18 protein-coding genes, 1 tRNA gene and 1 riboswitch are annotated in these 22,566 nt (G+C 44.9%); of the genes, 15 read left to right on the plus strand and 4 right to left on the minus strand.

What is annotated here, in order from left to right; genetic code table 11:
* Positions 1–25 precede the first annotated feature (25 nt).
* Both pflB and NL647_RS19445 read right to left on the minus strand, forming a co-directional pair.
* Complete coding sequence (pflB, locus tag NL647_RS19440) at positions 26–2,323, minus strand: formate C-acetyltransferase (protein ID WP_253650575.1); 2,298 nt, start codon at positions 2,321–2,323, stop codon at positions 26–28.
* Between the two features lie 389 nt (positions 2,324–2,712).
* A tRNA-Asn gene (locus NL647_RS19445) sits at positions 2,713–2,788 on the minus strand.
* Positions 2,789–3,347: 559 nt separating this feature from the next.
* Between NL647_RS19445 and uvrB the strand changes: the two genes are divergently transcribed.
* From uvrB to luxU, 3 genes are all read left to right on the plus strand, one after another.
* Complete coding sequence (gene uvrB / locus NL647_RS19450; RefSeq protein ID WP_005444695.1) at positions 3,348–5,378, plus strand: excinuclease ABC subunit UvrB; 2,031 nt, start codon at positions 3,348–3,350, stop codon at positions 5,376–5,378.
* A 325-nt stretch (positions 5,379–5,703) separates the two neighbouring features.
* Complete coding sequence (luxO, locus tag NL647_RS19455) at positions 5,704–7,107, plus strand: quorum-sensing sigma-54 dependent transcriptional regulator LuxO (protein WP_005444697.1); 1,404 nt, start codon at positions 5,704–5,706, stop codon at positions 7,105–7,107.
* Entirely contained in the window at positions 7,104–7,448 is a 345-nt protein-coding gene (gene luxU, locus NL647_RS19460; RefSeq protein WP_005444699.1) for a quorum-sensing phosphorelay protein LuxU, read from the plus strand. Before luxO ends, luxU begins: the two co-directional genes overlap by 4 nt.
* A gap of 114 nt (positions 7,449–7,562) precedes the next feature.
* On the opposite strand, the gene NL647_RS19465 is transcribed toward luxU, so the two are convergent.
* The gene (locus NL647_RS19465) at positions 7,563–8,456 is read right to left on the minus strand and encodes a YvcK family protein (RefSeq protein WP_005444701.1); all 894 of its coding nucleotides are present in this window, start codon (positions 8,454–8,456) and stop codon (positions 7,563–7,565) included.
* Positions 8,457–8,631: 175 nt separating this feature from the next.
* Positions 8,632–8,765: riboswitch (molybdenum cofactor riboswitch) on the plus strand.
* Between NL647_RS19465 and moaA the strand changes: the two genes are divergently transcribed.
* From moaA to NL647_RS19525, 12 genes are all read left to right on the plus strand, one after another.
* Entirely contained in the window at positions 8,754–9,743 is a 990-nt protein-coding gene (gene moaA, locus NL647_RS19470) for a GTP 3',8-cyclase MoaA (protein WP_005444703.1), read from the plus strand. Its footprint overlaps the riboswitch before it by 12 nt.
* A gap of 101 nt (positions 9,744–9,844) precedes the next feature.
* Positions 9,845–10,357, plus strand: a complete 513-nt coding sequence (gene moaB, locus NL647_RS19475) for a molybdenum cofactor biosynthesis protein B (protein WP_005433210.1) — start codon at positions 9,845–9,847, stop codon at positions 10,355–10,357.
* Positions 10,358–10,383: 26 nt separating this feature from the next.
* On the plus strand, positions 10,384–10,860 hold the full coding sequence (gene moaC, locus NL647_RS19480) for a cyclic pyranopterin monophosphate synthase MoaC (RefSeq protein ID WP_005444714.1): 477 nt from the start codon (positions 10,384–10,386) through the stop codon (positions 10,858–10,860).
* Positions 10,860–11,117, plus strand: a complete 258-nt coding sequence (gene moaD, locus NL647_RS19485; RefSeq protein ID WP_253650576.1) for a molybdopterin synthase sulfur carrier subunit — start codon at positions 10,860–10,862, stop codon at positions 11,115–11,117. The genes moaC and moaD overlap by 1 nt, the downstream gene beginning before the upstream one ends.
* Position 11,118: 1 nt before the next feature.
* The gene (gene moaE, locus NL647_RS19490; protein WP_009702831.1) at positions 11,119–11,574 is read left to right on the plus strand and encodes a molybdopterin synthase catalytic subunit MoaE; all 456 of its coding nucleotides are present in this window, start codon (positions 11,119–11,121) and stop codon (positions 11,572–11,574) included.
* A 561-nt stretch (positions 11,575–12,135) separates the two neighbouring features.
* Complete coding sequence (locus NL647_RS19495) at positions 12,136–13,767, plus strand: ABC transporter substrate-binding protein (RefSeq protein ID WP_009702147.1); 1,632 nt, start codon at positions 12,136–12,138, stop codon at positions 13,765–13,767.
* Positions 13,768–13,874: 107 nt separating this feature from the next.
* A complete protein-coding gene (gene oppB, locus NL647_RS19500) occupies positions 13,875–14,795 on the plus strand; it encodes an oligopeptide ABC transporter permease OppB (protein WP_005444724.1) in 921 nt (306 codons plus the stop codon).
* 15 nt (positions 14,796–14,810) lie between these two features.
* Positions 14,811–15,713, plus strand: coding sequence for an oligopeptide ABC transporter permease OppC (oppC, locus tag NL647_RS19505; RefSeq protein ID WP_005444726.1), 903 nt, complete (start codon positions 14,811–14,813; stop codon positions 15,711–15,713).
* Between the two features lie 30 nt (positions 15,714–15,743).
* Positions 15,744–16,715, plus strand: a complete 972-nt coding sequence (locus tag NL647_RS19510) for an ABC transporter ATP-binding protein (RefSeq protein WP_005444728.1) — start codon at positions 15,744–15,746, stop codon at positions 16,713–16,715.
* Positions 16,712–17,704 (plus strand): murein tripeptide/oligopeptide ABC transporter ATP binding protein OppF, encoded by a 993-nt coding sequence (gene oppF / locus NL647_RS19515; protein WP_009698507.1) that lies wholly within the window; start codon positions 16,712–16,714, stop codon positions 17,702–17,704. Before NL647_RS19510 ends, oppF begins: the two co-directional genes overlap by 4 nt.
* A gap of 184 nt (positions 17,705–17,888) precedes the next feature.
* The gene (locus NL647_RS19520; protein WP_253650577.1) at positions 17,889–18,833 is read left to right on the plus strand and encodes a glutathione S-transferase family protein; all 945 of its coding nucleotides are present in this window, start codon (positions 17,889–17,891) and stop codon (positions 18,831–18,833) included.
* A 135-nt stretch (positions 18,834–18,968) separates the two neighbouring features.
* Positions 18,969–20,243, plus strand: a complete 1,275-nt coding sequence (locus tag NL647_RS19525; RefSeq protein ID WP_253650578.1) for an MgtC/SapB family protein — start codon at positions 18,969–18,971, stop codon at positions 20,241–20,243.
* Between the two features lie 69 nt (positions 20,244–20,312).
* On the opposite strand, the gene pta is transcribed toward NL647_RS19525, so the two are convergent.
* Positions 20,313–22,478 carry a phosphate acetyltransferase gene (gene pta, locus NL647_RS19530; protein ID WP_005439640.1) on the minus strand — a complete coding sequence of 722 codons (2,166 nt, stop codon included), beginning with the start codon at positions 22,476–22,478 and terminating at the stop codon, positions 20,313–20,315.
* Between the last annotated feature and the right edge of the window lie 88 nt (positions 22,479–22,566).

Below are 22,566 nucleotides of genomic sequence, written 5' to 3' on the forward strand. Positions count from 1 at the left end.
CTAAGGTTAACGTTTCTAAATTGACTTACAGTTTTTCTGTAAAGGTACGGCTGATAACGTCTTGTTGCTGCTCTCTCGTTAGCGAGTTAAAACGCACTGCGTAACCAGACACTCGAATCGTCAATTGAGGGTATTTTTCAGGATGTTCAACCGCATCTAACAGCATCTCTCGGTTGAGAACATTAACATTGAGATGCTGACCACCTTCAATCGCAATAGCCTCATTGCTTGCTTCATGATGGAAGTACCCATCCATTAGCGCTGCAAGGTTCTTCTTCTGGCTTGACTCATCTTTACCTAATGCATTGGGTACAATTGAGAAGGTGTAAGAAATGCCATCTTTCGCGTAAGCAAACGGCAGTTTGGCAACCGAAGCTAACGAAGCAACCGCTCCTTTTTCATCACGACCATGCATTGGGTTTGCACCTGGACCAAACGGCATACCTGCGCGGCGACCATCTGGCGTGTTACCCGTTTTTTTGCCGTAAACCACGTTAGATGTGATGGTTAGGATCGACTGAGTTGGCACAGCTTCACGATAAGTGTGCATCTTCTGAATTTTTTTCATGAAGCGCTCTACTAGATCACAAGCGATGTCATCAACGCGTGGATCATTGTTACCGAATTTCGGGTAGTCGCCTTCGATTTCAAAATCAACGGCGATGCCATTCTCGTCGCGAATCGGTTTCACTGTTGCGAATTTGATTGCAGCTAAAGAGTCTGCCACCACAGATAGACCCGCAATACCACACGCCATGGTTCGATGTACGTCACGATCCATCAGTGCCATTAATGACGCTTCGTAGCTGTAACGGTCGTGCGAGTAATGGATGATGTTCAATGCAGTGACATATTGAGTCGCTAACCATTCCAACATGTTATCGAAGCGCGGCATTAGTGCGTCAAAGTCGAGAATTTCATCTTGAATTTTTTCTACAGATGGACCTACTTGCGCTTTAGATTTCTCGTCTATGCCGCCGTTGATTGTGTATAGCAGCGCTTTTGCAAGGTTGGCTCGTGCGCCAAAGAACTGCATGTGTTGACCAACAATCTGTGGACTCACACAACAAGCTATCGCGTAATCGTCGTTATTGAAATCTGGGCGCATCAGATCGTCGTTTTCGTACTGAACGGAAGACGTATCAATTGACACTTTTGCTGCGTATTGCTTAAACGTCTCTGGTAATTGCTCTGACCACAGGATCGTCATGTTTGGCTCTGGTGCTGGTCCCATAGTATGCAATGTATGTAAGTAGCGGAATGTCGTTTTAGTTACGAGCGTGCGACCATCTACCCCCATCCCAGCCATGGCTTCTGTTGCCCAGATTGGGTCACCAGAAAACAGTGAATCGTATTCTGGTGTACGCAGGAAGCGAACCATGCGCAATTTCATGATGAAGTGGTCGATCATCTCTTGCGCTTGTGATTCATCAATCAAACCATTTGCGATATCGCGTTCTAGGTAAACGTCTAAGAAGGTTGATGTACGACCCAATGACATTGCAGCGCCATTTTGTGATTTAACCGCCGCTAGGTAGCCAAAGTAGGTAAATTGAATCGCTTCTTGTGCTGTTTTTGCGGGTAGCGACATATCAATGCCGTATTTCAGACCCATTTGACGAATGTCTTCAAGTGCTTGAACTTGATCGGCAATCTCTTCACGCAGGCGAAGTGTCTTTTCAAGATCACTGCCACGCTCTAGGAAAGTTTGTGTTGAGTTGTATTGCTCTTTTTTATCTGCTTTTAAGAATTCGATACCGTAAAGGGCGATACGTCGGTAATCACCGATGATACGTCCACGACCATAAGCATCTGGAAGACCAGTAATGATGCCTGATTTACGACACGCTAGGATCTCTTTGGTGTACAGATCGAAACACGCTTTGTTGTGAGTTTTGCGGTATTCGGTGAAGATCTTTTCTACGGTTGGGTCTAGCTCTCGACCGTACACTTCGCACGAGTTTTTCACCATACGAATGCCGCCATTGGCGATAATGGCACGTTTGAGTGGCTGTTCGGTTTGTAAGCCAACGATCTTTTCTAAATCTTTGTTGATGTAACCCGCATCGTGAGAAGTAATTGTTGATGGCAGAGCGGTATCGAAATCAACAGGCGCGTGTGTGCGGCTTTCTTGTTTAATGCCTTCAAGCACTTGGTTCCACAATGCTGACGTAGATTCACTTACCTCAGCTAAGAAGGACTCGTCTCCTTCATAAGGGGTGTAGTTTTTTTGGATGAAGTCACGAGTGTTGACAGCATTTTGCCATTCACCAGCAGCGAATCCAGTCCATGCGTCAAGCATATCAGTCGTCGGAATAGTCATTAGTAAATCCCTAAGTTATTGATAAATAGAATGGAGGCGACGAGTAGGACGGAACCATTCTTAACCCTTTCAATCGTATGGACTTACTATCTATGAGTAAAATGAATGCTTTTCATTTTTTAAATGATTAAAATGCATTAATTTTTAAATCATAGGTTTATGGTTGGCTTTTGCTTTTGGAACCACACATTTAATGCTTGGTATCGTGAATTTATCGGCGAATTAAAAGTAAAACAGAGTAATGAGCAGATTTGCCGTCATTCGAATTAGGAAGAAGCGGTGTGTATGAAGAGATTGTGTAACTGTATTTACTAAGCTTATTTGTGCTGAGATTCTAGAGGAGCAGATACGAAAAAGCCGCGTCTTTCGACACGGCTTTATCTGAAATTTGGCTCCTCCTGCTGGATTCGAACCAGCGACCTGCGGATTAACAGTCCGTCGCTCTACCGACTGAGCTAAGGAGGAATTGCTTTGCTTGAAAGCGGGTCGCATCTTACCGAGCACCTATATTTCTGTCAACACCTAAAAAACACATTTCTAGTAAAAAATAATGGAATTTTATCTTTACTTTCTTGTAATCCTTGCCAGTAAAGGGCTGGAGTTACTTATCCACCAAATTTGTGGATAACTATGTTGATGAGATCTGAGTAAAGAACTTTTATATGCAACAGTGTTGTTTTGTTTTGCATTTTTAAGCAGAAATAGGCACTGAATAAGCAAATAAAACAGTGATTTATTTAGATTGACGCAGAATTAGTTAAAGTGGATAAAATTTAGCCTTTTGGGGATAAAGGATAATATTAGGTCTTTCTGGGGAAAAGTTGTGGAAACTAAATTGTGATGATTTGGGGAGTATCACCAAGTAGGGCGAAAGACTATAACAGAGTCACCAGACTAAGGCTAGATCAAAATAGAGAAAGCACAAAAATTAGTAACAATGAGCTATAAATCTAAAATAGACGTAGATTTCATCTAATAAGGTGTATATATATACAGCCAAAGTGCAGTAAATTTGAGGAAGGGTATGAGTAAAGTTTATGAACTGGTCTCTGAGTATCAACCATCTGGTGATCAGCCAACCGCTATCAAACAGTTATTGGAAGGGTTAGACGCAGGTCTTGCTCATCAGACGCTATTGGGTGTAACTGGCTCAGGTAAAACATTCACGTTGGCAAATGTGATTGCGCAAGCGCAGCGTCCTGCCATCCTCCTTGCACCAAACAAAACGCTGGCAGCTCAGCTGTATGGTGAGATGAAAGCCTTCTTCCCAAATAATGCTGTAGAGTACTTCGTCTCTTACTATGATTACTACCAACCCGAAGCATACGTTCCAACGACGGACACCTTTATTGAAAAGGATGCTTCAGTTAACGCTCATATTGAGCAAATGCGTTTATCGGCCACTAAAGCCTTACTAGAACGTAAAGATGCGATCATCGTAGCGTCGGTATCGGCTATTTATGGTTTGGGTGATCCGGAATCGTATCTGCAAATGATGTTGCACCTGCGTCGTGGAGATGTGATTGATCAGCGTGATATGCTGCGCCGTCTTGCAGAGTTGCAATATTCTCGCAATGACGTTGCATTCGAACGTGGTCAGTTCCGCGTTCGTGGTGAAGTGATTGATATCTTTCCGGCAGAATCAGACCAAGATGCGGTCCGTGTCGAAATGTTTGATGATGAAGTGGATTGCATTAGCGTATTCGACCCTCTGACTGGAGTGGTGAAACAGCGTGACTTACCACGTTATACCATCTATCCAAAGACTCACTATGTGACCCCCCGTGAGCGTATCCTTGATGCGATTGAAAGCATCAAAGATGAGCTTGAAGTTCGCAAGAAGCAGTTGCTAGATAACAACAAGCTTCTAGAAGAACAACGCATCAGCCAACGAACTCAGTTCGATATTGAGATGATGAACGAGCTAGGCTTCTGTTCAGGTATCGAAAACTACTCCCGTTACTTAAGTGGTCGAGCGGAGGGTGAGCCGCCCCCAACACTATTCGATTACTTACCTCATGATGGTTTACTGATCATCGACGAATCGCACGTTACAGTTCCACAAATTGGTGCGATGTATAAAGGTGACCGTTCGCGTAAAGAGACGTTGGTGGAGTTTGGCTTCCGTTTACCTTCAGCATTGGATAACCGTCCGATGAAGTTTGAAGAATTTGAGGCGATTTCTCCACAGACGATATTTGTATCAGCGACACCAGGTAACTACGAGCTGGAAAAATCAGCCGATGAGATTGCTGATCAGGTTGTACGCCCAACGGGTCTGCTCGATCCGGAATTGGAAGTACGTCCGGTATCGACTCAAGTTGATGACTTGTTGTCTGAAATTCGCATTCGAGCGGCGAAAGATGAGCGTGTTCTGGTGACAACGTTAACCAAGCGCATGGCAGAAGACTTGACCGAATACCTTCACGAGCACGATGTAAAAGTTCGATACCTTCACTCAGATATCGACACCGTTGAGCGTGTCGAAATTATTCGCGACCTTCGTTTAGGTGAGTTCGACGTGTTGGTAGGGATCAACTTGTTGCGAGAAGGTCTCGATATGCCCGAAGTATCGCTGGTGGCGATCTTGGATGCAGATAAAGAAGGCTTCTTGCGTTCAGAGCGTTCATTGATTCAGACCATTGGGCGTGCAGCTCGTAACATCAAAGGTAAAGCGATTCTTTACGCAGATTCGATCACTAAATCGATGAAGAAAGCAATGGACGAAACGGATCGTCGCCGTGAGAAGCAAAAGGCATATAACGCAGAGATGGGCATTGAACCTCAAGCCTTGAAGCGCAATATCAAAGACATTATGGAGCTGGGGGATATCACTAAGTCCAAACGTCAACGGAACACTAAGCAAGTTCCGTTATCGAAAGTGGCAGAGCCTTCGCAAACCTACGAAATTATGTCTCCACAGCAGTTGGAGAAAGAGATCAGTCGTCTAGAAGCGGCGATGTACCAACATGCTCAAGATCTGGAATTTGAATTAGCAGCGCAAAAGCGTGACGAGATTGAGAAGTTACGCGAGCAGTTCATCGCTAACAGTTGATTGATTGCTTCATTCCATGCCCAAGTGTTTGTGTTTACATAAATTGCTTGGGCACTTTCCTTCCCCATACTCAACAGACAAAAAAGAAGCCAATAGGCAGTCGGATCTATTGGCTCGTTTTGTGAACATATCGTTCACTAACAACGTCAGTTGGCTAGGTGACCCGAGGGGTCATTAGTTTAAGAGCATGGTTTGTGCCATAATTTAACCTGTTGATATTCGGTTTAGTTTATTTAGAATACCCACAATCTTACGAATGATTATTTGCAAAATGCAAAGCGTAATGCGATTATTATTTAAAACACAACAAAAAATCGGCTAGGCTATGCAACAAATAACAGAAGGTCAAAAGTCTCGTTATCTACTAATGGTAGAAGACACCGCATCTGTTGCGGCATTGTACCGTTCTTACCTAACGCCACTCGGCATCGATATCAATATTGTTGGTACAGGCAGAGACGCAATCGAAAGTCTGAACCACCGTATTCCTGATCTTATTCTGCTCGATCTTCGTCTACCTGATATGACGGGGATGGATGTATTGCACGCAGTGAAGAAAAGTCACCCAGACGTGCCAATTATCTTTATGACTGCCCATGGCTCTATCGATACTGCGGTAGAAGCAATGCGTCATGGTTCTCAAGATTTCTTAATTAAACCATGTGAAGCTGACCGTTTACGCGTCACGGTAAATAATGCGATCCGTAAAGCTACCAAGCTTAAAAATGAAGCGGATAATCCGGGCAACCAAAATTACCAAGGCTTTATCGGCAGTAGCCAAACCATGCAGCAGGTTTACCGCACTATTGACTCGGCGGCGAGCAGTAAAGCAAGTATTTTCATCACGGGTGAAAGTGGTACTGGTAAAGAGGTGTGTGCCGAGGCAATTCACGCAGCAAGCAAACGTGGTGATAAGCCGTTTATCGCCATTAACTGTGCTGCCATCCCTAAAGATCTGATTGAGAGCGAGCTATTTGGTCACGTAAAAGGTGCATTTACTGGCGCGGCAAATGACCGACAAGGTGCGGCTGAGCTTGCTGACGGTGGCACTTTGTTTCTTGATGAGCTTTGTGAGATGGACCTAGACCTCCAGACAAAGTTACTAAGATTCATTCAAACGGGGACGTTCCAAAAAGTCGGTTCTTCGAAGATGAAGAGTGTGGACGTACGTTTTGTTTGCGCGACGAACCGCGACCCTTGGAAGGAAGTGCAAGAAGGGCGTTTTCGTGAAGACTTGTACTATCGTTTGTACGTGATCCCATTGCACCTTCCACCGCTGCGTGAGCGTGGCGAAGATGTAATTGAGATTGCTTATTCGTTGCTTGGTTATATGTCTCACGAAGAAGGCAAAAGCTTCATCCGCTTCTCGCAAGAGGTGATTGATAGGTTCAATAGTTATGAATGGCCGGGTAACGTTCGTCAGTTGCAAAACGTACTGCGCAACATTGTGGTATTGAACAACGGCAAAGAGATTACGTTAGACATGCTGCCACCGCCGTTGAACCAGCCAGTGGTTCGTCAATCGGCATCAAAATTTATTGAACCTGACATTTTGACGGTGTCAGACATTATGCCGCTTTGGATGACTGAGAAAATGGCCATCGAGCAGGCGATTCAAGCGTGTGATGGCAATATTCCACGCGCTGCGGGCTACTTAGATGTCAGCCCATCGACGATTTATCGCAAGTTGCAAGCTTGGAATAGCAGGGACGAAAAACAAAACGTATGAGTATGAACGTATTAAATCAGCAAAAGATTGAAGAGCTGTCTGCTGAGATAGGCAGTGATAATGTGCCCGTTTTGCTTGATATTTTTTTAGGGGAAATGGACACCTATATAACCCGATTATCTGATCTTAAAGGCAATGAGCAATTGATCTATTTGAAAGAGATCAGCCACGCACTCAAAAGCAGTGCCGCAAGCTTTGGTGCAGATCGACTGTGTGATTTGGCTATTGCGATCGACCGAAAAGCGAAGTCGAATCAGTTAGCCGAGCAGGGTGAGGATGCCACAGAAATGCTCGCTTTGCTTGATGTCACACGCGATGCCTATCGCTCTTGGACAAACTAGCGCTTTGTTGACGCTATTCAATGAGCACTAAAACATAAAGCCCTTCCGGTGTGGAAGGGCTTTTTCATTCGACCAAATGGCTCTAGCTGGAGTCGTTTTCTCGATGCGAACTTTCTAGTTCGACGGCAACTGGTTTTCAATCGCAAGTTTGAGCTTGTCTCGATCATGACGCCAATCGCGATTAGTAGAAGCTAACGACTCGGTGACCACATTCCAGTTCTCAAGCACCTCTGGCTCTGTTTCTTCTGCCAATACGACATCAATCTTTCTTCCTTGGCAAGCACGCTCGCACCACTCGAGTTTTTGCTTCATTGTCATACGCCCAGCAGGACCATACTCTGGACTCAAGTTGGCGACAAAAATCACTTTTGCAGTTTGATTTGCGGCAATAGCTTTACCCAATTCAGGTAGGAGCAGTGGCGGCATAATGCTTGTTAAGAAACTTCCGGGACCAAGAATGATGGCGTCAGCTTCAGCAAGCGCTGTCACAGCTTCTTTGGTTGCGGGAACTTCTGGTGATAGATCGAGGCGACGCAAATCGGTATCCATCTCATCGACGTTGGTTTCGCCCGTAACCCATTGCCCATCGACCGATAATGCGGTGAGATCGGAAGGGTGCTCAGACATAGGCAGAATGTTGACGTCGACTTTCAACATATTGCGAATAAGGTTAATCGCTTCTAATGGGCGTACCGATAGGTTATCCAGAGCGGTCAGCATTAGGTTACCTAGGTTATGTCCGTCGAGTTCGCCAGTACCTTTGAAGCGATATTCGAACATCATGGAACTGATTGATGGTTCAGTGATCAACTGGTTGATACAGTTACGCGTATCACCCCATGCAATACCACCTTGGCAATGGCGAATACGACCGGTTGAACCGCCATTGTCGGTTGTTGCAACAATGCCAGTTGCATTGCTGCCAAAATCTTTTAATGCTGCCAACATACGGCCTAAACCGTGACCACCACCAACTGCGACCACTTTCTTATCGGTGTAGATATTCATTACGTTCTTCTAATAATCTTGTAAAAAACGACTACAATTTAACTTAATGAGTGCCAAAGGGGTACTCACTAAGCGGTAAATTGTGTTTCTAGAGAGTTTTTTATCACTCAAGTCTGGATTCCATTACAAATATTAAGTATTTTACACGGCAAAGCTATCAGGGGTTTACCTCCTCTGGTTGCCATAACTCCGAGCTCACTATGCTAAGTCTAAGGATAGGCGTTTTGAGCCAGTGACATTCTGTCACAAGGGCATAATTGGAAATGATTATGCCTCCCGTGTTTGGAAAGGTGTTCCGTGGCGCAACAATTCGAAGACAAATTTCATCGTAAGTTCTATTACTTGCGTCTGTCTGTGACTGACGTATGTAATTTCAAATGTACCTATTGCCTTCCTGACGGCTACAAGCCATCGGGCAATAAAAACTCGTCTTTTTTATCTCTCCCTGAGATCAAGCGTGTCGTAAGAGCGTTTGCAGATTGTGGTACCTCAAAGGTCCGCATCACAGGTGGTGAGCCGAGTTTACGCAAAGACTTTACTGACATTATCCACTCTGTCGCAACGACGCCTGGCATCAAAAAAGTCGCTACAACGACTAATGGCTACCGCATGGCGAAACAGGTTGCTGATTGGCGTGAAGCTGGGCTGACTAATATTAATGTTAGTGTGGATAGCCTTGACCCCCGCATGTTCCATCAAATTACTGGTGAAAATAAGTTCACTGAGGTGATGAATGGTATCGAGCGCGCATTTGAAGTGGGTTATGAGCAAGTCAAAGTTAACGTGGTGCTGATGAAAGACCTCAACCACAGTGAGTTGCCTGCTTTTCTTAACTGGATTAAAGACCGTCCAATCCAATTGCGTTTTATTGAGTTAATGCAAACAGGAGAAATGGATGAGTTGTTTGCTAAGCACCATGTTTCTGGTGTTGCGATCCGAAATCAATTAATCGCCAACGGTTGGTTACTGAAAGTCCGTTCTCATAATGATGGACCTGCTCAGGTTTTCGTTCATCCTGATTACAAGGGTGAAATTGGTCTTATCATGCCTTATGAAAAAGACTTCTGTGAGAGCTGTAACCGACTTCGTGTCTCGGCTATGGGTAAACTGCATCTTTGTCTGTTCGGTGAACATGGCGTGGAGTTACGTGACCTGTTAGAGCGCGACGAGCAAGAAAGCGAATTGATTGAACGTATTCAGGCACAGTTGCAAACGAAATCCGTAAGTCACTTCTTGCACGATGGCAACACTGGTATGACGCCGCATCTTGCGTCTATCGGCGGTTAACTCCAATCAGATTTCACATCAGGAGCAGACGTGGCTTCTGATGATTTTTCCAGAATCGATACCTTGCGTATCAAAAAGCAAATTAAAGAATAGGTGAACAAATGGGTCACGCTGAAAGCAAATTTCAACCTGCAAACATTGCCGTTCTAACGGTATCTGACACTCGTACTGAAGAAAACGACACCTCTGGTGGTTACCTAGTTGAACACGCGAAGGAAGCAGGTCATAACGTCGTTGATAAGCAAATCGTAATTGACGATATGTACAAGATCCGTGCGATCGTTTCCCAGTGGATTGCGGATGAAAACGTACAAGCAATCATGATCACTGGTGGTACTGGTTTCACTTCACGTGACAGCACTCCAGAAGCGCTTAAGCCTCTATTCGATAAAGAAGTAGAAGGCTTTGGTGAGCTGTTCCGTTTGGTTTCTTATGAAGAAATTGGTACTTCAACCATTCAATCTCGTGCGATTGCTGGTTTCGCTAACCACACTGTTATCTTTGCAATGCCTGGCTCTACAGGTGCGTGCCGCACAGGGTGGACGAAGATCATCAAGCAACAACTAGATGCAAGTCATCGTCCTTGCAACTTTATGCCACACCTATCTGTATAACCTTTCCTAAAAGCGAAGGAAAAACCATGACCCAATTTACACATATCAATGCGTCTGGCGAAGCGAACATGGTCGACGTATCAGCGAAAGCGGAAACGGTTCGTGAGGCGCGTGCAGAAGCATTCGTTCACATGGCACCTGAAACTCTGCAATTGATTGTTTCTGGCCAACATCATAAAGGTGATGTGTTTGCAACCGCACGCATCGCTGGTATTCAAGCGGCAAAAAAAACGTGGGACCTAATTCCACTTTGTCATCCACTATTGCTTTCGAAAGTAGAAGTACAACTTGAAGCAATTGAAGCTGAGAACATGGTACGCATTGAATCCGTTTGCAAGCTAGCAGGTAAAACTGGTGTTGAAATGGAAGCGCTAACGGCAGCTTCTGTAGCTGCATTGACGATTTACGATATGTGTAAAGCGGTACAAAAAGACATGGTTATTGGTCAAGTTCGTCTTCTAGAGAAGACGGGTGGTAAATCTGGTCACTTCAAGGCGGAATAATGATTAAAGTTCTTTTCTTTGCTCAAACGCGTGAACTGGTTGGTATCGATGCGCTTGAGCTCGATGAGCAATTCAACAATGTTGAAGCGATTCGTGCTCACTTGGTTGAAATTGGTGAAGGTACAGAAGGTAAGTGGGATCTCGCCCTTGAGCCTGGTAAATTGCTCGCTGCAGTAAACCAATCTATTGTCCCACTGGATACTGAAGTGAAAGAGGGTGATGAAGTTGCTTTCTTCCCTCCAGTGACAGGAGGTTAAGATGGATCCTCGTGTTTCTGTACAGGCTGAAGACTTTTCTGTTGATCAAGAATATCAGCGCTTGTCGGAAGGCACTGCGTCTGGAGCCGTTGTTACGTTTATCGGTAAGGTTCGTGATATGAATCTTGGTGATAATGTGATCGGTCTGCACTTAGAGCATTATCCTGGAATGACAGAAAAAAGCCTGATCGATATCTGTAATGAGGCGGAGTCACGTTGGCCATTACTTGGGGTCCGCGTGATACATCGTGTTGGTGACCTTGATACCGGCGATCAAATTGTGTTCGTAGGAGTTTCAAGCGCTCATCGAGGTGCGGCATTTGATGCTTGTGAATTCATTATGGATTACCTAAAGACTAAAGCGCCATTCTGGAAAAAAGAACGCACAACGAGCGATAACCGCTGGATTGAGTCACGAGATACTGACCATCAAGCTGCGCAGCGTTGGGAAAAGTAGAACCGTTTTTTATTCTGCGACCAAATCTACTAAAGCCAGATGTTTATCTCATCTGGCTTTTTCTTTTTTTACGATAAAAACGGAGTTTACTTCCTACTTTGACCTGCCGATAAATTCATCACCTTTCCTTCCTTTCACCTCTCGGTGACCTTGTTCACAATAAAAAATATCGAACAAGATATATGCAATTATTAATTAGACTCAATGTGTCACAAATGTTAATTTTTATACATATATCTAGCATAAGATGCTACCAAAGAGTTTGAATTTAGATTTATCGACAGTTTTGCCTGCCAAATGAACTCGCAAATCTGCATTTATCTACCCAATACAAACTATGTAGTATTTATTGCTAAATATGAGCACTAATTACAGAATTATTAGTTTTTTTGCTACATTTTTATGGCAAATTACTTCAATGATTGCTAATGTGTGCCGCAGTCTTTGTAAGGTTTTAGTGTTTTGTGCTCAGAAAGTGTACTAAAAAATTCTAAAATTCTGACCGTTCCAGTCCCTTGCAGAGAAGTCATGGATGCTAATGAAAAACTTGGAGTTTTACGCATGTATAAGAACAAAATCACCAAAGCCCTTCTTCTAGGTGCTGGTCTGGCAGTGGCTGCCTCTTCTTCTACCGCTTTCGCTGCTGACGTTCCAGCAGGCACTAAACTAGCAGATAAACAAGAACTCGTTCGTGGTAACGGTACTGAAGTTGCAACAATCGACCCGCACAAATCTCAAGGGGTTCCAGAGTCGCATGTGATTCGTGATCTTCTTGAAGGCTTAGTGAACCAAAATGCAGACGGCGACACTATCCCTGGTGTAGCTGAGAGCTGGGAAACCTCAGACAACAAAACTTTCACCTTCCATCTACGTAAAGACGCAAAATGGTCTAACGGCGATCCTGTAACAGCGCAAGATTTTGTATACAGCTGGCAGCGTGCGGTCGATCCTGCGACGGCTTCACCATATTCTTGGTACATGGAATACACCAAGATGAAGAATGCAAAAGACATCGTTGCGGGCAAAAAAGACAAGAGCGAGCTCGGTGTTAAAGCGACTGACGACCACACGCTAGTGGTTGAGCTAGATACCGCCGTTCCTTACTTTGTAATGATGGCTGGTCACACAACAATGAAACCAGTACATAAAGCGACAGTTGAGAAGTTTGGTGATCAGTGGACGAAACCAGAAAACTTCGTAGGTAACGGCGCTTATGTCGTAAACAACTGGGTTGTGAATGAGCGTCTAGAGCTTGTTCGTAACAACGAATACTGGGATAACGACAAAACGGTTATCAACAAAGTAACGTACCTTCCAATTGAGAACGGTGTTGCTGAAATGAACCGTTTCCTATCTGGTGAAATTGATTTCACGTCTAAACTGCCGACAGAGCACTTTAAGCGTCTGAAAAAAGAGCACCCAGAATCAGTATCGGTTGAAGGTAGCCTGTGTACTTACTACTACTCATTCAATACTAAGAAAGAACCATTCAACGACGTTCGCGTTCGTAAAGCGATTTCTTACGCTATCGACCGTAACATCGTAGCAAACGCAATTCTTGGTCAAGGTCAGAAGCCTGCTTACTTCCTAACGCCTGAAATTACAGCGCACTTCAACCCTGAGCTACCAGCTTACGGCAAGATGACGCAAAAAGAGCGTAATGCAGAAGCGGCACGCCTATTGGCTGAAGCGGGTTACGGCAAAGACAACCCACTTAAATTCTCTCTTCTATACAACACGGATGAGAACCACAAGAAACTAGCAGTAGCACTAGGTTCTATGTGGAAGAAAACTCTAGGTCTAGACGTAACGCTAGAAAACCAAGAGTGGAAAACTTACCTATCGACTAAAGACCAAGGTGATTTCGAAGTGGCACGCGCCGGTTGGTGTGGTGACTACAACGAAGCATCTTCATTCCTAACCCTAATGGTTAGCTCGAACACAACTGGTGGTCAGCACTGGGGTAATAAAGAGTACGATGCTCTGATTGATAAAGCGATCAAATCGACTTCTGAAGAAGAGCGTACCAAAATTTACCTAGAAGCTGAGCAACTGATGGCGAAAGATATGCCAATTGCGCCTATCTACCAGTATGTTCGTTCTCGTCTATTAAATCCGCACGTTGGTGGTTTCCCTGCAAACAACGCGGAAGAAAAGATCTACACCAAAGATCTTTACATCAAAGCTGACTAATTAAAGTCACTTCAAAACTATAAGAATAAGGCTCACACGCACCATTGAAGGAGCGTGTGCAGCCTATCATTTACATTTTAACTGTCACAGACTGAAAGAGTGAGTTTATGCTTAAATTCATCGCAAAAAGGATATTTGAGGCGATCCCAACCATGTTGGTTTTGATCACCGTATCTTTCTTTCTCATGCGTTTCGCACCGGGTAACCCATTCTCGAGCGAGCGCCCATTACCGCCAGAAGTTATGGCGAACATTGAAGCTAAATACGGTCTAGATAAGCCTGTATTTGAGCAATACACCACATATTTGACCAACGTTATCCAAGGTGATTTTGGTCCTTCATTCAAATACTTAGATTACACAGTAAATGAACTAATCTCTGTTGCGTTACCAGTATCAGCGAAGGTTGGTTTTATCGCCTTTATCTTCACTGTAATTTTGGGGGTGACGGTTGGAACCATAGCCGCACTCAAGCAGAATACTTGGGTGGACTACGCCATAATGTCAACGGCGATGCTCGGGGTAGTTATGCCGTCCTTCGTATTGGCTCCTGCTCTGATTTACTTGTTCTCTCTCCATTGGAATTTATTCCCCGCGGGTGGTTGGCATGACGGAGGGTGGCAATACATTGTGTTACCTGTGATCGGTATGTCATTGCTCTACGTGGCGACTTTCGCACGTATCACTCGTGGCTCGATGATCGAAACATTGAACAGTAACTTTATTCGTACCGCTCGCGCAAAAGGTCTAAGTTACCGTTACATCATCCTGAAACACGCACTAAAACCAGCTCTGCTTCCTGTTGTGTCATACATGGGACCAGCGTTTGTAGGTATCATCACAGGTTCGGTTGTTATCGAGACCATTTTTGGTCTGCCTGGTATCGGTAAGCTGTTTGTCAACGCTGCCTTCAACCGTGACTACTCGCTAGTAATGGGTGTGACCATTCTGATTGGTTTCCTATTCATTCTATTCAACGCTATCGTTGATATTCTGCTAGCAATGATTGACCCGAAAATTCGCTACTAACAGGGAAGTATGGTTATGTTAACGAAAAAAGAGAATCTTGAAGCGGTCGAGAAATTTGCAGAGAACCTGGAAGTTGAAGGCCGTAGTTTGTGGCAAGACGCCCGTATCCGCTTTATGCGTAACAAAGCGGCGATGGTGAGCTTGTTCATTCTTGCACTGATGACCCTAGCGGTAATCTTCTTACCGATGATTGCCCCTTACGCTTTTGATGATACTGACTGGTATGCAATGCACGTTGGTCCGAGTGCTGAGCACTGGTTTGGTACAGACAGCTTAGGTCGAGACCTTTACGTACGTACGCTGATTGGTGGTCGTATCTCTCTAATGGTTGGTGTTCTAGGTGCATTAGTTGCGGTTGTGATTGGTACACTTTACGGTGCGGCTTCTGGCTTCATTGGCGGTAAAGTTGACCGTATCATGATGCGTATTCTTGAGATCCTATATGCGGTACCGTTCATGTTCCTAGTTATCGTACTGGTAACATTCTTCGGTCGTAATATTGTTCTTATCTTCGTCGCTATCGGCGCTATCGCATGGCTAGATATGGCTCGTATCGTACGTGGTCAAACGCTAAGCCTGCGTAGTAAAGAGTTTATTGAAGCGGCACACGTTTGTGGTGTGAGCAACTGGAAGATCATCACTCGCCACATCGTTCCAAACGTATTGGGTATCGTAGCGGTTTACTCAACACTACTTATCCCAAGCATGATTCTAACGGAATCATTCCTTTCATTCCTTGGTCTTGGTGTACAGGAACCAATGACAAGTTGGGGCGCACTTCTACAAGAAGGCTCACAAACAATGGAAGTAGCAATCTGGCAGCTGGCATTCCCAGCAGCGTTTATGGTTGTGACTCTATTCTGCTTCAACTACGTTGGTGACGGTCTGCGCGATGCGCTGGATCCAAAAGACAGATAATTAAAAATAGAAAGAATAAAGGAAGCAATGATGAGTTTATTAGATGTCAAAGATCTGCGCGTCGAATTTACCACGCAAGATGGTATCGTAACCGCAGTAAACGATCTGAACTTCTCTCTGAATCAAGGCGAGACCCTAGGTATCGTAGGTGAGTCTGGTTCAGGTAAGTCACAAACTGTATTCGCAATCATGGGTCTACTGGCTAAGAACGGTATTATCTCTGGTAGCGCGAAATTTGAAGGTCGAGAAATCCTTAACCTTCCAGAAAAAGAGCTTAACAAGGTTCGAGCGGAACAGATCGCTATGATCTTCCAAGACCCGATGACCTCTCTTAACCCATACATGAAAGTCAGTGATCAGCTGATGGAAGTACTGATGCTGCACAAAGGTATGGGCAAAGCAGAAGCATTCGAAGAGTCTGTTCGTATGCTTGAAGCGGTAAAAATCCCAGAAGCTCGTAAACGTATCACTATGTACCCACACGAGTTCTCGGGCGGTATGCGTCAACGTGTAATGATCGCAATGGCGCTGTTGTGTCGTCCAAAACTGCTTATTGCGGATGAGCCAACAACGGCATTGGACGTTACGGTTCAAGCGCAGATCATGGATCTGCTGAACGAACTGAAATCTGAGTTCAACACTGCAATCATCATGATCACGCACGACCTTGGTGTTGTTGCAGGTTCATGTGACAAAGTACTGGTTATGTACGCGGGTCGTACCATGGAGTACGGCACAGTGAACGAAATCTTCTACAACCCAAGCCACCCATACGCAGAAGGTCTATTGAAGGCTATTCCTCGTCTAGATACAGAAGGCGAGATTCTGCCAACGATTCCTGGCAACCCGCCAAACTTGCTTCGTCTACCACCTGGCTGTCCTTACCAAGATCGCTGCCATCGCGTGATGGATCGTTGTAAGCGTGAAGCACCAATTCTGACGCCATTTGGTGATGGTCGTCAGCGTGCATGTTTTTCTGAATGGGAGGCTTGGAGCAAATGAGTACAGATAAAAAGCTAATTCTGGATGTATCTGATCTGAAAGTTCACTTCAGCATTGCATCAAAATCTGCGTGGCCTTGGTCAAAACCGTCAAGCCTAAAAGCGGTAGACGGCGTAAACGTTCGTTTATACGAAGGCGAGACCCTTGGTGTAGTAGGCGAGTCCGGTTGTGGTAAATCGACATTTGCTCGCGCCATCATTGGTCTGGTGGAAGCAACAGACGGTGAAGTGGTTTGGTTGGGTCAAGATCTGACAAAAATGAAAGACGTCCAACGTCGTGAAACGCGTAAAGAAATCCAAATGATTTTCCAAGATCCTCTGGCTTCTCTTAACCCACGTATGACGGTTGGTGACATCATCGCTGAACCATTAGAGACATTCTACCCAGAGCTGACTAAGCAAGAAGTGAAAGACCGCGTAAAAGAGATGATGGCGAAGGTAGGTCTTCTACCAAACGTTATCAACCGTTACCCACACGAATTCTCTGGTGGTCAGTGTCAGCGTATTGGTATCGCACGTGCTCTGATTTTAAAACCTAAGATGATTATCTGTGACGAGCCAGTATCAGCACTGGATGTATCGATTCAGGCTCAGGTAGTTAACCTATTGAAAGAGCTGCAAAAAGAGCTTGGTCTTTCATTGGTGTTCATTGCGCACGATTTATCAGTTGTGAAACACATTTCTGACCGCGTACTGGTTATGTACCTAGGTAATGCTGTGGAGCTGGGTGAAGCAGATGCGTTGTTTGCAGATCCAAAGCACCCATATACTCGTGCACTAATGTCTGCTGTGCCTATTCCAGATCCGGAAATTGAACGCAGTAAGAAGATCCAGATGTTAGAAGGTGATCTACCATCTCCGATCAGCCCACCATCGGGCTGTGTATTCCGTACTCGTTGCCCTCAAGCAACGGATGAGTGTGCAAAGACAAAGCCAAATATCCAAGGTTCTGATATTCATGCAGTTTCTTGTTTGCACGTAGCGGTGTAATTAAATTCGGCCTGTGACGGGCTTAAGCGCGGCTCCTTTTATAGGGTCGCGCTTTTTTTATGCCTACGATCTAGGCTTGATTTAGTTCATTCGAAATTCTTGAACAAGTTGAACTAAGCGGTTGGATTTTAAGCTTTGCATGATTCGCTAATATAGTGGAAAACAGAATCTGAGGAGAGCAGTCATGGGTAAGTTAGTTGAAGGTGTTTGGCACGATGTATGGTACGACACTAAATCAAGTGGCGGTAAATTCGTGCGAGAAGATGCAGGGTTTCGCAACTGGATTAAAAACAAACCGGATGCAACCTATCAACCAGAGTCTGGTCGCTATCACTTGTATGTTTCACTTGCTTGTCCTTGGGCGCACCGAACGTTGATTTTTCGCAGTCTCAAAGGGTTAGAAAAACACATCGATGTCACGGTGGTGTGTCCTGATATGCTAAACGAGGGCTGGCAGATGGGATTGCCTGAGCCATTATTTGGTCACTCCCGTATGCATCAAATTTATACTGAAGCTAAACCGGATTACACTGGTCGAGTTACAGTGCCAGTATTATGGGACAAGAAGACTAATACCATTGTGTCGAATGAATCGTCAGAAATCATCCGAATGTTTAACTCTGAGTTTAATGAGCTAACAGGCAATCATGATGATTATTACCCGGAGCAGCTTCAAAGTGTGATTGATGAATGGAATGATTACATCTATCCAAACGTGAATAACGGTGTTTATCGTTGCGGGTTTGCCACAACTCAAGAGGCGTATGAAGAAGCTTTTGATTCACTCTTTGATGCTTTGAATAAAATTGATGCCCATCTTGCGACGCATCGCTACTTAGCCGGTAATAAAATCACTGAAGCGGATTGGCGCTTGTTTACTACTCTTGTGCGTTTTGACGCGGTGTATGTTGGTCACTTCAAGTGTAATAAACAACGTATTGCTGATTACGCAAACATTCAAGGTTATTTGAAAGAGCTGTATCAAGTAGAGGGTGTGGCAGAAACCACGGACTTCTACCACATAAAGCGTCACTATTATTTTAGCCATACTGGCATCAACCCAACACAAGTGGTACCGAAAGGTCCTGAATTAGATTTGGATTCACCTCATGGTCGAGAATCTATCTAAGTTTAAAACCTCTAAGAAAAGCGCCATTTGATGTGGCGGTTTTCTTTTTTCTCAATATCTTCTTAGCATCACAGCTTCTTCCTACCAATCACATAAACTGATGATATAACAACCGATCTTTGACCGAGGTGGGGTATGGATATCAATGAGTTTGTCAGTGGCGAGCATCTAATTTGGAATCTGTTTGTTGCTCTGCTTTTAGGTGCGATTGTGGGAACACAACGTGGCTGGGTGATGCGTAATAGCGTCGAAGGCAGTCGCGTTGCAGGTATCCGCACCTTTTCTTTAGTCGGTTTGCTTGGTGGCTTGGTTGGGATTCTTGCCAATCTGTATACGCCTTTGTTACTTGGCTTTGCTCTTATTGCTTTGGTTATTCTTGCTTGCATTGCGTTTGTTATTCAGCAAAGAAAGAGTGAAGACATCAGCATTACTGGCGTCATCAGTTTAGTCATTACATTTGTTCTTGGTAGTTTGGCAGTATCCGGTGAGCCTGTTCTTGCTGCGGCAGCTGCCGTTATCACCGCAGTTGTTCTGGACAACAAGAGAGAACTTCATCAGGCGCTTCAACGCCTCCAAGAGTACGAGCTTGATGCCGCTTTGCGTCTGCTGCTCATTTCCATCGTCCTGTTGCCGCTCTTACCTAATCAAGCTTACGGTCCTTGGAATGCACTTAATCCTTATGAGATTTGGTGGATGGTGGTGTTGATTGCCAGTATTTCGTTTGTGGGCTACTTTGCGATTAAAATTGGTGGGGCGAAGCGAGGTATTTTGTTTACTTCTGTCTTCGCTGGCTTGAGCTCATCTACTGCGCTCACACTGCAGTTCTCCCATCTTTCACGCGAACAATCGAGTATCAGCCCTTTGCTAGCAAGTGGCATACTGTTGAGTTGCGGTACCATGTTTCCTAGGCTGCTAATTGTGCTGTCAGTGATTAACCCTCAGTTAGTGACATTGTTGTGGCCCATCGTCATGATTATGATGATTGCTCTTTACTTCCCTGCTTGGTGGATATGGCGTCGAAGTGAGGTAGGGAAGGTGGAACAATCAAATAAACAAACCAATCCTTTGGCATTGCAATCGGCGTTGTTCTTCGGTGTCGTATTGGCTGTGATTATGCTGTTATCGCATGCACTGTCTGATCTGTTTGGTAATGCTGGTGTTCTGATACTATCTGCGCTATCCGGCATTACAGATGTCGATGCTATTTCCCTTGCTCTTGGGCGACAAAGTACCCAAACCCTAAGTGTGGAAACCGCGGCACTGGGTATTCTGATCGCGGCATCAGTCAATACAGTGGTGAAAATGGGGATGGTTGTCGCAATAGGGGATAAGGCATTGTGGAGAAGAGTTGCGCCCGTCATGGTTGGATGCGTGCTTTCTGGCGCTATTTTGTTTTTGGCTTTGTATTGATTTATCCGAACATTAAATGAAAAAAACCTCGCCGTGGCGAGGTTTTATTATTTGGAAGAAGCGAAGTTATTAGTTAACTGCTTTTTCTTTTGCTTGGTCAGCTTGATCTGCCTGAATCGCAGTTAGAGCAACTGTGTACACGATATCGTCTACTAGTGCACCGCGAGATAGGTCGTTTACAGGCTTGCGCATACCTTGAAGCATTGGACCGATAGATACTAGGTCTGCTGAACGTTGTACCGCTTTGTAAGTCGTGTTACCAGTGTTTAGGTCTGGGAATACGAATACTGTCGCTTTACCTGCTACTGGAGAGTTAGGCGCTTTAGAAGCTGCCACGTTTTCCATGATTGCTGCGTCGTACTGTAGAGGACCGTCGATCACTAGATCTGGACGTTTCTCTTGAGCAATCTTAGTTGCTTCACGTACTTTATCTACGTCTGCACCCTTACCAGATTCACCAGTAGAGTAAGAGATCATAGCAACGCGAGGGTCGATACCGAATGCCGCTGCAGAATCAGCAGATTGGATAGCGATTTCAGCAAGCTGTTCAGCTGTTGGATCTGGGTTGATCGCACAGTCACCGTAAACCAATACTTGGTCAGGTAGCAGCATGAAGAATACAGAAGATACGATAGACGCATCAGGTGCAGTCTTGATGATTTGGAACGGAGGAACGATAGTGTTTGCTGTGGTGTGAACTGCACCAGAAACTAGACCGTCTACTTCGTCGTTCTCAAGCATCATTGTGCCTAGGAATACTGAATCTTGTAGCTTCTCACGAGCAACAACTTCAGTCATACCTTTCGCGCCACGTAGCTCAACTAGGCGAGCAACGTAGTTTTCACGAACTTCATCAGAGTTGATGATAGTTACGCCAGCACCTAGCTCAACGCCTTGTTGTGCAGCAACGCGACGGATTTCGTCTGGGTTACCTAGAAGCACACATTCAGCGATGCCGCGCTCAGCACAGATAGCCGCAGCTTTAACTGTACGTGGCTCGTCACCTTCAGGAAGAACGATACGCTTACCAGCTTTACGAGCGAACTCAGTTAGCTGGTAACGGAATGCTGGTGGGCTTAGACGACGAGACTTCTGAGTACCTTCAGTCATAGACTCGATCCAGTTACCGTCGATGTGACCAGCAACGTGCTCGTTGATGAACTCGATACGCTCTTTATCGTCTGCAGGTACTTCGATAGAGAAGCTCTGTAGGTTTAGAGAAGTCTGCCAAGTGTTACCTTGTGCTTTGAAGATCGGTAGACCAGTTTCGAACGCTGGCTTACAAAGACCAGTGATCTCTTCAGGGATGTCGTAACCACCAGTCAATAGAACTGCACCGATATCAACACCGTTCATTGCTGCAAGTGCTGCCGCAACGATTACGTCTGGACGGTCTGCAGAAGTAACAAGTAGAGAACCTGGTTTGAAGTGCTCAATCATGTTTGGCAGAGAACGTGCACAGAAAGTGATGCTCTTAATACGACGAGTCGCAATGTCACCTTCGTTAATGATGTCAGCATTTAGGTGCTGAGCCATATCGATAGCACGAGTAGCGATCAGATCGATGCTCCATGGCACGCAACCTAGTACACGAATTGGAGAAGTGTTGAAGATTTCCATCACTTTCATTTCGTTTTGCTTCGCGCTGTCTGCATCGTCAAAGATTTCAGATAGGTCAGGGCGAGTACGGCCAGCTTCGTCAACAGGTGCGTTTAGCTTGTTGATGATTACGCCTGAGATGTTCTTGTTCTTAGTACCACCGAAGTTAGAACATGCTACTTCGATGCGCTCTTTAAGTTGAGCTGGGTTATCTGTACCAGGAGTTGCAACAAGAACGATTTCCGCGCCTAGAGTCGCTGCGATTTCCGCGTTCACTTGGTTAGCGAATGGGTGCTTACGAGTTGGTACTAGACCTTCGATAAGCGTTACGTCTGCATCTTTGTTGATTTGGTTGTAACGCTCAACAACAGTTTCTAGCAGCTCGTCCATGTTGTCGTTACCGATTAGGCTTTCAGCAACAGACATCGCTAGTGGTTGACCGATCTTCATATCGCTGTTGTAACCAACGATAGTTGAAGTTAGATCAGGTTGATCACCGCCAGAACGTGGCTGTGAAATTGGTTTGTAGAAAGAAACCTTAACGCCTTTGCGCTCCATTGCGCGAAGAACACCCATGCTTACGCTAGTTAGACCAACACCAGCACTTGCAGGGATAAGCATAATAGTACGAGACATTCGTAGAGTACCTTTAGCTATTGGGGGATAAAAGCTCAACTCTTATTCCATGAATAATTCAGAGAATAGGAGTTAAGCCCCTAAGAAA

Source organism: Vibrio sp. Y29_XK_CS5 (assembly GCF_024181835.1).
GTDB lineage: Bacteria > Pseudomonadota > Gammaproteobacteria > Enterobacterales > Vibrionaceae > Vibrio > Vibrio harveyi.

Bases quoted from the DNA above. Each gene is read 5' to 3' on its own strand.
- pflB (WP_253650575.1), bottom strand. From the start codon at position 2,323: ATGACTATTCCGACGACTGATATGCTTGACGCATGGACTGGATTCGCT.
- uvrB (WP_005444695.1), top strand. From the start codon at position 3,348: ATGAGTAAAGTTTATGAACTGGTCTCTGAGTATCAACCATCTGGTGAT.
- luxO (WP_005444697.1), top strand. From the start codon at position 5,704: ATGCAACAAATAACAGAAGGTCAAAAGTCTCGTTATCTACTAATGGTA.
- luxU (WP_005444699.1), top strand. From the start codon at position 7,104: ATGAGTATGAACGTATTAAATCAGCAAAAGATTGAAGAGCTGTCTGCT.
- NL647_RS19465 (WP_005444701.1), bottom strand. From the start codon at position 8,456: ATGAATATCTACACCGATAAGAAAGTGGTCGCAGTTGGTGGTGGTCAC.
- moaB (WP_005433210.1), top strand. From the start codon at position 9,845: ATGGGTCACGCTGAAAGCAAATTTCAACCTGCAAACATTGCCGTTCTA.
- moaC (WP_005444714.1), top strand. From the start codon at position 10,384: ATGACCCAATTTACACATATCAATGCGTCTGGCGAAGCGAACATGGTC.
- moaD (WP_253650576.1), top strand. From the start codon at position 10,860: ATGATTAAAGTTCTTTTCTTTGCTCAAACGCGTGAACTGGTTGGTATC.
- moaE (WP_009702831.1), top strand. From the start codon at position 11,119: ATGGATCCTCGTGTTTCTGTACAGGCTGAAGACTTTTCTGTTGATCAA.
- NL647_RS19495 (WP_009702147.1), top strand. From the start codon at position 12,136: ATGTATAAGAACAAAATCACCAAAGCCCTTCTTCTAGGTGCTGGTCTG.
- oppB (WP_005444724.1), top strand. From the start codon at position 13,875: ATGCTTAAATTCATCGCAAAAAGGATATTTGAGGCGATCCCAACCATG.
- oppC (WP_005444726.1), top strand. From the start codon at position 14,811: ATGTTAACGAAAAAAGAGAATCTTGAAGCGGTCGAGAAATTTGCAGAG.
- NL647_RS19510 (WP_005444728.1), top strand. From the start codon at position 15,744: ATGAGTTTATTAGATGTCAAAGATCTGCGCGTCGAATTTACCACGCAA.
- oppF (WP_009698507.1), top strand. From the start codon at position 16,712: ATGAGTACAGATAAAAAGCTAATTCTGGATGTATCTGATCTGAAAGTT.
- NL647_RS19520 (WP_253650577.1), top strand. From the start codon at position 17,889: ATGGGTAAGTTAGTTGAAGGTGTTTGGCACGATGTATGGTACGACACT.
- NL647_RS19525 (WP_253650578.1), top strand. From the start codon at position 18,969: ATGGATATCAATGAGTTTGTCAGTGGCGAGCATCTAATTTGGAATCTG.
- pta (WP_005439640.1), bottom strand. From the start codon at position 22,478: ATGTCTCGTACTATTATGCTTATCCCTGCAAGTGCTGGTGTTGGTCTA.